Origin of the sequence: Abiotrophia defectiva ATCC 49176, from assembly GCF_000160075.2 — a bacterium.
Classification (GTDB): Bacteria; Bacillota; Bacilli; order Lactobacillales; family Aerococcaceae; genus Abiotrophia; species Abiotrophia defectiva.
The window spans coordinates 261,746-276,019 of sequence record NZ_KI535340.1 but is presented as its reverse complement, the minus strand read 5'-3'; the positions used below and the strand labels follow the sequence as shown (position 1 = coordinate 276,019).

The following is a 14,274-nucleotide window of genomic DNA, read 5'->3' as shown; positions in this document are numbered from 1 at the left end:
CAGCTAGGCTTTTGGTCTATATATATAAGGAGGGGTATGATGAAGGCAGAACTTATTTCAGTCGGAACAGAACTTTTGATGGGTTATGTGGTCAACAGTAATGCGAGTGATATTGCTAAGCAATTATTAGCTATTGGTATTGGTACCTACTATCAGCAGACAGTAGGAGACAACTGGGAACGTATGACCCAAGCCTTAGCACTAGCGCATTCGCGTTCAGACTTGGTCATTTTAACCGGTGGTCTGGGCCCTACGCATGATGATATTACCAAGCAAGTAGTGGCGGCCTTTGTTGGGACGACCTTGGAAGAGGATCCGCGCCAACTGGCTAAGTTAAACCAGCATTTAGCTCATGAGGGGCGGGAATGTGCACCAATTGACTTGCTGCAGGTTCTTACTTTGAAAGGGGGCAAGGCCTTGTGGAATGCCTATGGCTTAGCATGTGGTTCTGTCTACCAACATGAAGGGGTGACCTACATTCTCTTGCCGGGCCCGCCCTTTGAAATGAATCAAATGCTCAAGCAAGAGGTCCTACCAGATTTAGCTAAACAGCTAGGCAAGCAAGAGGCCATGGAGTCGCTCTATCTTAATTTCTTTGGTATTGGGGAATCCAAACTAGCCCAAATTTTGGCCCAACCAATTGCAGAGCAAAGCAATCCTACCCTAGGTCTCTATGCCAAGCCACGCCATATCGCAGTGCGCTTAACGGCCAATGCTGCGACCTCTCAAGGCGCTCATGCCCTTAATCAGGCCTTGGCTCAGGAGCTTATTGCCCTGGCTGGCGATTATTATATGGGGCAGGGGGAAGACTTTGATTTCGCGGGCTATGTCTTAGGTAAAATGGCAGAAGGAGGTCAGCGATTAGTAAGTCTAGAAGGCTTTACCTATGGTCAGCTAGCAAGTCGCCTACGCCAACAAGATTCTGAGGCGGCTGTTTACCAGAGAGGCTATATTCAAGAAGTGACAGTAGCAAACCTAGAAACTAGCTTAGCCTCTCTAAGTCAAGACTTAGCACAAGACACTTTCTGCTTAGTCAACTATCAGCAAGATCAAGATCAGGCAATGCTGATTTTAGTTACACCGTCAGGCCAACGCCTAGAGCGACCAGTCTACCTAGGCCAGCGACCTTACCAGGTTCAGGCTAGCATTGTCGTCTATGAAGCTTTAAGCCTCTTACATAAGCATTTGAGCTAAAATAAAAGAATCAGAACAAATGTTCTTGTTTTGCTTGCTTTTTGTTGAGATTTTAGGTAAACTATAGAAGAGTTCAGAAAGAGGAGATGTTAAAGAATGAATGAAGACCGCAAAAAAGCCCTAGATAAGGCCCTAAAAGATATTGAAAAAAGCTTTGGTAAGGGTTCCATCATGCGTCTGGGTGAAAAAGTCGACACCAAAATTTCGACCATTCCGTCAGGTTCCCTGGCTTTAGATATTGCCTTAGGGGTAGGTGGCTATCCACGAGGTCGAATTATTGAATGTTATGGTCCAGAGTCTTCTGGTAAGACTACTGTGGCTCTCCATGCCATTGCCGAAGTACAAAAACAAGGGGGCTTGGCTGCCTTCATTGATGCTGAGCATGCCTTGGATCCAGATTATGCTGCCGCTTTAGGGGTTAACATTGATGAGTTGCTCTTATCCCAACCAGATACAGGTGAACAAGGCTTGGCTATCGCCGATGCCTTGGTAACATCAGGGGCGGTTGATATCATTGTCATTGACTCGGTTGCAGCCTTGGTACCACGCGCTGAAATTGATGGGGAGATGGGGGATGCCCATGTTGGCTTACAAGCCCGCCTCATGTCCCAAGCGCTTCGTAAATTATCCGGTAATGTCAACAAGACCAAAACCATCTGCTTCTTCATCAACCAATTGCGTGAAAAAGTAGGGATTATGTTCGGGAACCCTGAGACAACACCAGGTGGACGTGCCCTCAAATTCTACTCGACCGTTCGTTTAGAAGTGCGTAAGGCTGAGTTGATTAAGAACGGTAGTGATGTGATTGGTAGCCGTGCAAAAATCAAGGTTGTTAAGAACAAGGTAGCGCCACCATTCAAGGAAGCCCTAGTAGATATTGTCTACGGTAAAGGGATTTCTAAGGTGGGTGAGCTAGTCGATATGGCAGCTGATTTGGATATTGTTAATAAGGCTGGCTCTTGGTACTCTTACGGTGAAGCGCGTATTGGGCAGGGTCGTGAAGCTGCCAAACAATACCTCTTGGATAACCCAGAAGTACAAGCAGAAATCGAAGCTCGTGTTCGGGCTCATTATAAGATTGGTGAAGCACCTGAGACTAATGAAGAAGATCAAGTGGCTTTAGGTGGACTTTTCCAAGAATAAGATAAAAAGTATGTGGCTGGAATTCTTCCAGCCACATTTTTTCAAAGACAAAGAAAAAGTCCGCCATCTGGCGGACTTTTTTTAGTTAGGCGCTAGCATTTTCCAATGGCTTACGGTATTTCTTGAGCCAAGTCTGGTCTAAGACGAAGGCAGCCATACCTAAGAGACTGATCCCTAAGCCAATCCATACTGGCATTGGGAAGTAGTGAAGGGTAATGGTGTGGTCGCCCTTCTTAATTGGAATAGCCAGTAGGGTGTCATTTAAGACTGAGATGCCTTGGACAGGTTGGCCATTATCTGTAATGCGCCAGTGCTTGTCATAAGGAATGGTGAAGAGCAGATAGCCTTCTTCTTGTTCCGTATTGATAGTACCGGTAATTTTGTTGTGTTTGAAGCTTGTTACTTTGAAGAGATGGTCTTGCTTGCTAGCAATCATAGCATCATAGCGGGCCTTATCAAACTCATAAAGTTTTGGTAGGTTAGCTTTTAATTCTGGCTTTTCAAGACGAACCTTGAGTTCTTGATTATCCTGAATTTTTTTGTAGGATGCGTTCGTGATTTGTCGGAAGGAGAAAGTCCCGTAGAAGTGGTAGGCTTCGCTGTTAAGGTCTAGCTTGGTCTTCTCACCATCGTATTGACTAGGAAGGGTGAAGTAGTAAGGATTTTCGCTAGTCGTATTGAAGCGGAAGCTGAAGTAGTGAGGTAGTTTTGGCTTGGTCGGATCACTGTCATTTGCTTCGCTATTACGTGAATAGGTCATATAATCCCCGTCACCGCGGTTGGTGATGGTGACATTGACAGGCGATTCTTCCTTAAGCTCATGCTCAGTAAAGTATGGCTTGCCGTTACCCTTATAGTCCACGAGGCTGAGGAGGTATTCTTGGTTCTGAATAGGTTGATGGTTAACCAAAGGATCAGATAGGAAGGTCAATTGCTTTGAAACTTCAATCCCCAAGCCCAGACGTTCAGTATTCTCATGCACCACATAACGCGGTTGACTATCAATGGTTGGGTAGGCTTGAATATCCAAATCAGTCGCCACTTGATAAAGTTTATACTGATCAGGCAAGGTATTGGCTGCCGTATCTTTGGAAGGGTCCAAGAGATAGCGGATATTGAAGAAGTCATCAGTGAAGAGGGTCCCGTTAGTATACTCTACAACCCCAGATGTCTGAGGAAGCCCCAAATAACCAAAGAGTTTAGGAGCATTAGCATCAATGGTAGAGCCAAAGTGGTTCATCCCATTGAAATGGGTGTACATGGCCTCATTCTTAGAACGTTGGTAGGTGGTATGAATTCGGTAGAAGTCATCCGATGGGTTTCGCAGGCCTGTAAGAGACTGGTCTAAAATCGAAACATAGTCATTAAACTTAGAAAGTTGAACGTAACTGAGCTCTTGTAGAATTAAGGCACCATTGGTGAAAATCTCGCAGGCCACAACCGCTAGTAAGGCTACTTGCATGAGTTTAGGCATCAGAAATTCGAAGTGCAATACTAGAATAATCAAGAGGGCAAAAATCAAGCTTAAGAGTAGGTTGGCTTCAATCTTGGTTGTCCCTAGGTTATTAAAGTCGATATTGATAGCGCTGAGTTTGAGAAACTTGTAATCGGCCATACGCCCATAATAATAGTAGGTGTAGACCGTGACACCGACAATCATCAGGATACTTTGCCAGTAGGCCAAGGTCTGACGGCGATTTTGGAAGGCTTTGAGGGCCAAAATGATGAGGAAGAAGGTGGTCAAGAAGGAGAAGCGGAAGTGGTACCAGATTGGGAACTGGCCACCATGCCATAAACGGTCAAAAATCTTGAAGTGGAAACCTAGATAGAAGGGAATCAAGACCACGATGGCCGCGATTTTTTCTTGCCAACGAATCTTGCGGATGAAGAAGTAGTAGACTACGAAGAGACTGACTAAGATAGAAGAATAGAGGTTTGGCGAACCTTTCTTAATCTCGTCGAAAACGAAGGAGCCAAGGAAAAGTTTGGAACCAATAGCCTCTAGATTATGGGCTACATCCCAGTTCCAGTCGGTCTTGGTGTGGGTTGCTTTACTGCTGAGCAAGGACATGAAGGTGGGAATCAACATCATGGCACTAATGGCAGCCCCCATCAGGGACTGGATGACGAAGTCACTATAGTGTTTGATAAAGGATTTAATGGTCACCTTAGGGAACTTCTCGAAGATGACATAGCCGGCATAGAAGGCTAGGAAGATACACATCATAAAGCCGATGTAGTAGTTGGAAATTAGACTGACGGCCAACATGATGACATAGAGCTTGCTGCGACGTTGAGTCATGATGCGGTCTAGACCTAGGGCAATCAGTGGCAGGAAGACTAAGACGTCGAACCACATGATGTTGAGCATATAGGTAAAGGTATAGCTCATTAAGGCATAGGCATTAGCGAAGAGACTGCCCATAACGGTATTAGTCTGATATTTCTTGCGAGCAAAGTAGAAAAAGGTCAGGCTGGCTCCGGCTAATTTGAGATAGGTCAAGAGGGTGACGCCGACAGCTAGATGTTGCTCATCGAAGAGGAGCAAGACTAGGTTAAAGGGACTCATAAGATAATAAGCCCAAACCCCAATCATTTCCCCCCCATAGCCTTTTTGGAAACTGTAGAGGAATTGCTCTGGCGTCTGAGTCAGAGTCTGCCGGAAGAGACTGAAGAAGTCGATGTACTGTTGGCCCAAGTCGATAGTTAGCATGGAATTGGAGCCAAAAGGCGCAAATCCTTTGAAAAGGGCCAAACCAAGTAGAATGAGTGTGGTTAAGCCCAGGTTTAATAGATATGGTTTGTAGCGTACGAAGCGTTGCAACGCGCGCTGGTTCACGTGCTGGTTCATATATACCTCCAATGATTTATTGCATTCCCACTTATTCTACCAAATTTTAAGCCTAATAGCATCCTCTAAACAACTAGATTTTTAGCTTTTTTTATGGATTTACGATGAACTATTATCTTTTGCTGGATTCTTTTGGTATAATAGAAGAGCTTAAAATGTTAAGAAGGGAATGGAGAGCTGAAATGCCACGTTATAAGTTAAAGAAACCAAAGAATAAATCCCATATTCCCTTTCGTTTGAACCTACTATTAATGATATCCTTTTTATGTTTTGCGGCCCTCTTCATAAGACTGGGCTATATCCAACTCTATAATGGACAGATGTTTAAACGAATGGTTGAACGGACCGAGTCGACAACCTCGACAGGTTCTGTGCCACGGGGGATGATTTACGACAGTAATGGGAAAATCCTGGTCGGTAACCAGCCTGAACGGGCTATTCTTTATACCCGTGACAGTGATTCTAAAGTTCAAGCCAAGGATATTATTGCGGTAGCTCGACGCCTAGCCTCCTTAGTTGATGTACCAACTCAAGAAGTGACGGAGCGGGACCGCAAGGATTACTTCTTAGTGACCAATCCGGATACAATCAATGGGCGTTTGACGGCTGAACAACGAAAATTAGCGGGTTCTGAAGCCTATGAAGCGCAATTGGGGGCCGTGACAGAAGACGATATTCAATACTCGGAGTCTGAACTTAAAATTATTGCCCTCTTCAAACGTATGAACAGTGCCTTCTCGCTGTCAACCGTAACTGTTAAGAATAAAAATGTGACGCCTGATGAGGTTGCACGGGTTAGTGAACATTTGGGTGAGTTACCAGGCATTCAAGTTGGGACTGACTGGCAACGGGTCTATCCGCAAGGCGAAATGATGCGTTCTATTCTGGGACAAGTCTCCTCTGAACAAAGAGGTTTACCAAGTGAACTGGCTCCTATGTACTTGGCGCGTGGTTATGCCATGAACGACCGGGTAGGGATTAGTTACCTGGAGCAACAGTATGAAGATGTCTTACATGGTGCCAAGTCGGTATCTAAGATTGTAACCGACTCTTCTGATGATGTCTTAGCCAAGCAAAAGGTCTATGAAGGATCTAAGGGTGATAACCTGGTCATGACCATGGACATCGATTTCCAGAAAAAACTGGAAGAGATTGCCGAAAGCTCGCTTAAGAAAATTGAAAACCGGGGCTTAAATGACCGGGTCTACATCGCAGTTGTGAATCCTAACAATGGGGATGTTTTAGCCCTAGTGGGTAAACGTTTCAAATATAATCAAGCGACCGACTCTTATGATTATGATACCATCGAAGATGATACCTTGGGGACCTTGAATACTTCCTACGGGATGGGGTCTTCGGTTAAGCCAGCCATGGTAGCCATGGGTTACATGTCAGGTGCACTCAGCCTAAATAATAATACTATCTTGGATGAACCCATGAAGTTCCAAGCCTCTGCAGAAAAGAGTTCTGTCTTCAACCGTTATGGACAAGTCAATATTAATGATATTGAAGCCTTGCAAAAGTCTTCCAACATCTACATGATTAAGACAGCCATGAAAATGGGGGGGCAAAATGAGTATACTAAGGACGGTAAGTTGGACATTGATCCTAAGACCTTGGATACCATGCGTGAATACTTCGCCGAGTTTGGTTTAGGGACTAAGACAGGGATTGATATCCCGAGTGAGTCTGTGGGTTACCTACCGGAGTCAGAACAATTGGTTAACATCTTGGACTTGTCTTACGGACAGTTCGACTTATATACGCCACTACAATTAGTTCAATATGCCAGTGTCCTTGCCAACGGTGGAGTCCGTTATGCGCCACGTTTGGTTAAAGAAATTCGCAATACAGATGCCAACGGCCACTTAGGTGGGGTCGAAACGACAATCGAACCTAAGGTTATGAACGTAGTGCCTGTGGAAAAAGCAGTCATGGATCGGATTCATGAGGGGATGTATCAAGTTTCTCATACCACGGACGGGACAGCCCATTACCTCTTCTTAGACTACCCAATTAAAGTCGGTTCTAAGACAGGGACGGCCGAAGCCTTCTATGCTGGACCAATTCAATACGCGGCCAATAATCCAGTGGTTAACGCCACTTATATCGGTTATGCGCCTTATGATAAGCCTGAGATTGCGGTCAGCGTGGTCTTACCATATCTCCCAGCAGATGCAACCGGTCGTGATTCCACCCGAATTGCCCGAGATGTCATGAATGCTTATTTTGAAACGAGAGAAGCTACACGCTCAACGATTGAAAGCTACAAGCCAAACCAACCATAAGTGTGAGGGGCTGGAACCTAAGTTCCAGTCCCTTTTTGGACTTTAGCTACTAGTAGTTTACTCGTAAGAGACCAAAATTAGGTGTCTACTTGTTAACTATTTATGTAAGCTCTATAAAAAATGAGTGCCGGCGTATATTTTTGTGCCTAACTTTGTTATAATAAAAGAGTAGTATTGAGATGAAGGAGGCGGGTTAGTTGCCACAAGCATTAATTATTTATGCAAGCTTGACCGGAAACACTGAAGCCTGTGCAGATATTCTGGCAGAAGCCCTAGAAGGACACGGGGTTGAGGTCACCCTGCATGATGTCATGCAGGCCGAGGCAGCAGACTTTGAAGACTATGACTGCTGTATCGCGGGAGCCTATACCTATGGCGTAGACGGTGTCTTGCCTGATGAAATGTTAGATTTTTCTGAAGACTTAGGACAACTCGATTTATCAGGTAAGGTCTTTGGGGTCTTCGGCTCTGGGGATGAGTTCTATGAAGTCTTCTGTGGGGCAGTGGATACCCTAGAGGAACAATTCAAGAAGACAGGGGCTCGCCAAGCTGGTGCCAGCGTCAAGGTCAACCTCTACCCAGAAGACGAGGCCGTAACTGAATTAGAACGTTTGGCACAGGATTTAGCCGACGCTTTAGCTGACAATTAAGATTAAGATAGATACAAGGAGAAACTTATGACTTTAGCGAATTTTGATGAATTATTAGCCAAATATGCCCATCTATTAATTAAAAAGGGCTTGAACGTAGGGACTGGGGATTATGTCCACATCAATACCGATGTGAACCAAATCCAATTGACCCACCTCTTGGTCAAGCAGGCCTATGAAGCAGGGGCAGCCCATGTTGCCGTAGACTTCTCAGATGACACCTTGACTCGCCTCAAGTACGAACATGAAAGCACAGAAACCTTGTGCGAGGTACCTGACTATGCTGTAGCTAAGGCAGAATACTTTTTGGAAAAACGTGCTAAGCGCCTTGCCTTACGCTCAACTGACCCTAACAACCTATCTGGCTTAGACGCTCAGAAAATTAGTGCGTCACAACGTGCCTTGCGTTCAGCTATTGCCCATGTGTCAACCGCCATCCAAGCCAATGAAGTGAGTTGGTTGGTAGCGGCAGGGGCTGCACCAGCTTGGGCGGCAGTCGTCTTTCCTGACTTGGGCTCAAGTCAAGAGCAAGTAGATGCCTTATGGGAAGCCATCTTTAAAGCTAACCGTATCTATGCTGACGATCCAATCGCAGCTTGGGATCAACACGTTGAAACTTTAGATCAAAAAGCTAAGTTCTTAAACGATACACAATTTGATGCTCTTCACTATACTGGGCCAGGGACTGACTTAGTCTTGGGCTTACCTAAGAACCATGTCTGGGAAAGTGCGGGCTCACTTAACCGTAAAGGTGAAATCTTCATTGCTAACATGCCAACTGAAGAAGTCTTCACAGCACCTGATTTCCGTCGCGCTGAAGGCTATGTTTCGAGCTCTAAGCCATTGGCTTACGGTGGGACAGTCATCGAAGGCATGAAATTTACCTTCAAGGACGGCCAAATTGTGGAAGTGTCAGCTGAAAAAGGCGAAGAAACCCTCAAACGCCTAGTAGAAGAAAATGAAGGGGCGCGTGGCCTAGGGGAAGTTGCCCTAGTTGCCCACAAAACACCTATTTCTCAATCAGGTATTACCTTCTTCAATACCCTCTTCGACGAAAATGCCTCCAACCACTTAGCAATTGGGCAAGCCTATGCGACTTCAGTTCAAGGCGGGACTGACATGAGCCAAGAAGAGTTGGCGCAAGCCGGTCTCAACCGTTCGATTGTCCATGTTGACTTCATGATTGGGAATGAACATATGGATATTGACGGAATCAAGGCAGATGGGACACGTGTTCCTATCTTCCGCAAGGGCGAATGGGCCTACTAAGCTAGAGAGGATGTAGAAGATGCCGACACACGATGCAAGCCAAGACCTTAGCCGTAAGATTAATCGGCGCCTAACCCGTAGTGGTTGGGTCTATATGCTAGGCCTAGTGGCTTTCCTCTTTGTAGCCATCTACGCCTTCAATCAACTCTTTCAATTGCCGATGAAGAAGAAAACGGCTGAAATTGAAAGTCTCAATAGTCGTATAGAAGAAATGGAGTCACGTCTAGAACAAGTAGAGGCTAGCCTCTCCATTGAAGTACCATCAGAATAGGCCATAGGCCATCAAACTTCATGAAAAGGAGCAAGGGAAATGGTAAAAGTTAAGAAAGCAGTCATTCCTGCTGCAGGTTATGGGACACGCTTCCTACCAGCTACTAAGGCCATGGCTAAGGAAATGTTACCGATTGTGGATAAACCAACCATTCAATTTATTGTGGAAGAAGCCATTGAAGCAGGGATTGAAGATATCCTGATTGTCACTGGTAAGAGCAAACGCCCTATTGAAGACCACTTTGACTCTAACATTGAATTGGAAGAACACCTACGTAAGCAAGGTAAGGATGATTTGCTGGAATTGGTTAAGCCAACCAATGTCAACCTTTTCTTCGTTCGCCAATCTTATCCTAAGGGCTTGGGGCATGCCATTCTGCAAGCCAAAGCCTTTGTAGGCAATGAGCCCTTTGTGGTCATGCTAGGGGATGACATTATGCAGGGTCAGGAGCCCCTAACTAAGCAATTGATTGATGTCTATGAGAAGACACATGCCTCTAACATTGCAGTCATGGAAGTACCTCATGAAGAGACGTCTAAGTATGGGATTATTGCACCTGAGCGCGAGCTAGAAGATGGCATCTACAATGTTGAATACTTTGTAGAAAAGCCTAAACCAGAGGATGCCCCAAGTGACCTAGCCATTATTGGGCGCTACTTGTTGACGCCTGAGATTTTTGACATCTTAGAAAACCAAGCGCCAGGCGCAGGTGGCGAAATTCAGTTGACCGATGCCATTGATACCCTCAACAAGACCCAAAGAGTCTTTGCTAAGCGATTTGACGGCAAGCGCTACGACATTGGTAATAAGTTAGGTTTCTTGGAAATGAGTATCGAGTATGGGCTTAAGCACCCAGAAATCAAAGAAGGTCTGCGTGACTATCTCTTAGACATTGCTGAGAATTTAGAATAATTAGATCAAGAGGTTGAAAGCTTGCTTTCAGCCTCTTTTAATCTGTCTGCTCTGTGGCAAGAAGAAGGGAAGGTTCTGAGATGCAAAAAAATATCTGGATAATTATCACAACATTTTAAACTTGCTTCCAAACCCTTTCATAGCTTGAAAGATAAGATAGTTACTATCTGGTAACTAAATCTAAAAAAACTATAAAATTCTGATTTGGGGCTCTCTCTTGTCCCTAAAATGTGCTATAATGAGACTGTTCAATAAAAATATGTAATAGGGGTGTTCCTATGGCAATTCTCGTAACAGGTGGAGCAGGTTATATCGGTAGTCATACCGTCGTGGAATTATTAGCTGCTGGCCATGAAGTTGTAATTGTTGATAATTTTTCTAATTCTAAACCAGAAGTATTAAATCGTATTCGCCAAATCTCAGGTAAGGACTTTGCTTTTTATCAAGTAGATGTCTTAGACAAGGATGCCATGCGCCAAGTCTTCAAGGAAAATGATATTCAAGCAGTCATTCATTTCTCAGGCTTTAAGGCAGTGGGAGAATCCGTTGCGGAACCAATCAAGTACTATCACAATAACGTAGGAGGTGCTATTGCCTTAGTGGAAGTCATGAATGAATTTGGGGTGAAGCATATTGTTTTCTCTAGTTCGGCAACTGTCTATGGACTTAATAACCCATCACCTTTAACCGAAGACATGCCGACTCATACGGCTAACAGCCCATACGGTTCAACCATGGTCATGAAAGAGCAAATCTTCCGTGACTTGGCAGTGTCGGATCCAGACTGGTCCATTACCATCTTGCGCTACTTTAACCCAATTGGTGCCCATGCTTCCGGTCGCATTGGGGAAGACCCACAAGGGATTCCAAACAACTTAATGCCTTATATTACCCAGGTTGCTGTAGGGAAATTACCTGCCTTGAGTGTCTTTGGGAATGACTACCCAACGCATGATGGGACTGGGGTTCGCGACTACATCCACGTCGTTGACTTATCCCTAGGTCACCTCAAGGCCTTAGACCGCAACTTAACGGTAAAAGGGGTCGAAACCTATAATCTAGGAACAGGCGAAGGCTATAGTGTCTTGGACTTAGTTAAGGCCTTCGAAGAAGCGAATGGCATTAAGGTTAACTATAAAATTGTCGATCGTCGCCCTGGCGATGTGGCAGCCTGCTATTCTGATGCTAGCCGGGCTAACCAACTTTTGGGTTGGTATGCTCAACGGAACTTGGTCGATATGTGCCGAGATTCCTGGAAGTGGCAGAAAGAAAATCCGCAGGGTTATGATGTGTCCTCTCAAGCTTAAGGTGGAGGACTGTTTTGAAAGAAAGACGTACAAAACGGTCAATCCCTTCATCCTATTATGAATATGACGATCGCAACTATCGGCGGAGTCGCCTACTAGTGCTGATTGTCTTCTTCTTGATGGTTATTGGAGTAGCATGTTTCTTCTATGTAAGTTTTGTCTTGCGAAATATTGGCTCAGCCTATGAACCCTTAGTCGAACTGACAAGCAGTCCAGTGAATGCTGAATCGAGCTTGCCAGAGCGCATTCGGGAGCGAAAGCCGCTCACCCTCTTATGGCTAGGGGTAGATGATAATGAATCGGGGCGCTTAGTCTCAGAGGAGACGCGCCTGATCAGCCTTAGTCTACTAGAAGTTGGCGAAGGAAAGGGTACCCGACTACAGATTCCAAGTGAATCTGCCCTTAAAGAAGGGGCTAGCCTCCCGGTAGGTAAATTAGGTCAAGTTTTCATGATGAAACCATTACAATCAATTGAAAAAGCAACACATGAGTTGCTTAATGTGCCGATTGATTATACAATAGAAGTCAGGTTTTCTAAGCTTCGTCCTCTAATCGATCGATTAGGTGGCGTCACCTTAGTGCCTAAGCAAGATTTTGTCTTGGAGAATCGTCACCTGGCCAAGGGCCAAGAGGTGAAATTGACAGGGCGTGAAGTCTATGTTTATTTGGCTCGTCAGACGGATGAGACCTCTCTCAGCCAAGGCCAAAGACAAATGGACGTCTTAGAAGGACTTATCAATCAACTAGCTAATTGGCAGAAAGTGCCAAGCTTAGATCAGGAAGTGGCGCTTTTACAAGAAGCCATCCGAACAGATATGACCTTTGATGAATTTCTGGACTTATTCCGGGCAGGTTACTTCAGTCATATGACCGAAGCTCAGATGTCAATTGTCAACCTAGACGCTGATAGCCAGCATGTCTTGCTCCAACAGTTACAAGAGAAGTTGGAAAATAATTAAGGAATGTGATGGAATGACTAATAAAGTAAAACAATCGCGTAGCGAGCTGCACGGTTCTAAGAAGAAAAAATGGGGACTAGGTCGCTGGTTTCTGGTCTTCTTCTTCTTAGTACTCTTAGCAGGTGCTGCCTATGCGACCAAAATGTTATGGGATATTAACCACCTTGCTAATCAAGTCAGTCAGAATTCGACTGAGATTGGTCAGGGTGGGAGTGTAGAAGTGAAGAAGATCCGGCCTAAAGAGGCCTCTATTGAGACCGGCGATCCGATTAATATTCTTTTATTGGGGACGGACGATGATGGTCGCGGACGTGACACTAGCAAGGGTTATGTGGGCCGTTCTGACTCCATGATTATCTTATCCCTCAATCCAAAGACTCGTACCACTAAGATGCTTAGCATCCCGCGTGACGTCTATACTGATATTCAAGGTCATGGCCAAGATAAGATTAACCATGCCTTTGCCTTCGGTGGCGTCGACTTAAGCATTGATACGGTTCAAAACTTCCTCAATGTGCCAATTGACTACTATGCCGTGGTCAATATGCAAGGTCTGGAACAGTTGATTGATGCTGTAGGTGGGATTGATGTCACGAGCCCAATTACCTTTACCTATCAAGAATCTAGCTTCGTAGCAGGTGAAACCAAGCATGTTGATGGTTGGAATGCGATGAACTTTGCTCGGATGCGCTATGATGATCCTGAAGGGGAGACCGGGCGTCAGAACCGGCAAAAATTGGTAATTAAGGCCTTGGTTGATAAGCTCTCCAATGTGGGCGCCATTGCCAACTACCCTCAATTACTGGAAGTTGTGGCTAAGAATGTTCAGACTAACTTAGACCTCAAGCAGGCCCTTAATATCTATCAAAAATACTCGCCAGCCCTCCAAAATATCACCGCTATTCGCTTTGAAAATTTGGAAGATTTGATCTTGAATGAGATTTACTACTACTATGCACCTCTATCTTCCCGCCTTAAGGTGGCCAATGAGTTGCGTTTGAATTCAGGCTTAACACCTATTAGCGCCAGTCAACTTCATGATCCTCTAGGGGATACAGGGGGGACGACCACTGCGACGGTGTCCAAGACTTCTAAATTGATTATCAATCAATATCCGACTGGTTTTACAGCAGAAGAACTGCAACAAGTATCCCAAACGCAAGATAATGCGCAGAACTTCCGGCAAAACGAGTACTATACACCGGCAGCACCAGCCACTGATTATTATTATGAAGAGCCTGTAGTACCACAGCCGGTTCAACCAGATCCAGTTCAGCCAGTTGCTCCTTCAGAAAATACCGAGCAACCTACCGCTCCAGCGCAACCGACGCAACCGGTCCAACCGGTAACGCCACCAGCGCAAGGCTCAGGTAACGGCCAGGGAATCCAAGGTACAGGCCAATAAACAGTTTTCAAGCCTCGTCTATGAC

The 14,274-nt window shown here is 45.2% G+C and carries 11 protein-coding genes; 10 read left to right on the top strand and 1 reads right to left on the bottom strand.

The genetic code is table 11. The annotated features are described in order from the left end of the window. Positions 1 to 39 precede the first annotated feature (39 nt). Both GCWU000182_RS01265 and recA read left to right on the top strand, forming a co-directional pair. Positions 40 to 1,194: a molybdopterin-binding protein gene (locus GCWU000182_RS01265; RefSeq protein ID WP_051372909.1), complete on the top strand. Its 1,155-nt coding sequence runs from the start codon at positions 40 to 42 to the stop codon at positions 1,192 to 1,194. Between the two features lie 96 nt (positions 1,195 to 1,290). Continuing rightward, positions 1,291 to 2,337 (top strand): recombinase RecA, encoded by a 1,047-nt coding sequence (gene recA, locus GCWU000182_RS01260; protein ID WP_023390916.1) that lies wholly within the window; start codon positions 1,291 to 1,293, stop codon positions 2,335 to 2,337. An 85-nt stretch (positions 2,338 to 2,422) separates the two neighbouring features. Here the strand turns inward: recA and GCWU000182_RS01255 are convergent, their stop codons facing one another. After that, positions 2,423 to 5,188 carry a YfhO family protein gene (locus GCWU000182_RS01255; RefSeq protein ID WP_023390915.1) on the bottom strand — a complete coding sequence of 922 codons (2,766 nt, stop codon included), beginning with the start codon at positions 5,186 to 5,188 and terminating at the stop codon, positions 2,423 to 2,425. Positions 5,189 to 5,370: 182 nt separating this feature from the next. Between GCWU000182_RS01255 and GCWU000182_RS01250 the strand changes: the two genes are divergently transcribed. From GCWU000182_RS01250 to GCWU000182_RS01215, 8 genes are all read left to right on the top strand, one after another. Further along, positions 5,371 to 7,476: a peptidoglycan D,D-transpeptidase FtsI family protein gene (locus GCWU000182_RS01250; RefSeq protein ID WP_035363862.1), complete on the top strand. Its 2,106-nt coding sequence runs from the start codon at positions 5,371 to 5,373 to the stop codon at positions 7,474 to 7,476. A 197-nt stretch (positions 7,477 to 7,673) separates the two neighbouring features. Then, positions 7,674 to 8,126, top strand: coding sequence for a flavodoxin (locus GCWU000182_RS01245; protein ID WP_023390913.1), 453 nt, complete (start codon positions 7,674 to 7,676; stop codon positions 8,124 to 8,126). Positions 8,127 to 8,153: 27 nt separating this feature from the next. Next, positions 8,154 to 9,395 carry an aminopeptidase gene (locus GCWU000182_RS01240; RefSeq protein ID WP_023390912.1) on the top strand — a complete coding sequence of 414 codons (1,242 nt, stop codon included), beginning with the start codon at positions 8,154 to 8,156 and terminating at the stop codon, positions 9,393 to 9,395. Positions 9,396 to 9,414: 19 nt separating this feature from the next. After that, positions 9,415 to 9,666, top strand: a complete 252-nt coding sequence (locus tag GCWU000182_RS01235; RefSeq protein WP_023390911.1) for a hypothetical protein — start codon at positions 9,415 to 9,417, stop codon at positions 9,664 to 9,666. 39 nt (positions 9,667 to 9,705) lie between these two features. Further along, positions 9,706 to 10,578: a UTP--glucose-1-phosphate uridylyltransferase GalU gene (gene galU, locus GCWU000182_RS01230; RefSeq protein WP_023390910.1), complete on the top strand. Its 873-nt coding sequence runs from the start codon at positions 9,706 to 9,708 to the stop codon at positions 10,576 to 10,578. A 278-nt stretch (positions 10,579 to 10,856) separates the two neighbouring features. Continuing rightward, positions 10,857 to 11,885, top strand: coding sequence for a UDP-glucose 4-epimerase GalE (gene galE, locus GCWU000182_RS01225; RefSeq protein ID WP_023390909.1), 1,029 nt, complete (start codon positions 10,857 to 10,859; stop codon positions 11,883 to 11,885). A 14-nt stretch (positions 11,886 to 11,899) separates the two neighbouring features. Continuing rightward, positions 11,900 to 12,844 (top strand): LCP family protein, encoded by a 945-nt coding sequence (locus GCWU000182_RS01220; protein ID WP_035363858.1) that lies wholly within the window; start codon positions 11,900 to 11,902, stop codon positions 12,842 to 12,844. Positions 12,845 to 12,857: 13 nt separating this feature from the next. After that, positions 12,858 to 14,249, top strand: coding sequence for an LCP family glycopolymer transferase (locus GCWU000182_RS01215; protein WP_023390907.1), 1,392 nt, complete (start codon positions 12,858 to 12,860; stop codon positions 14,247 to 14,249). Positions 14,250 to 14,274 lie beyond the last annotated feature (25 nt).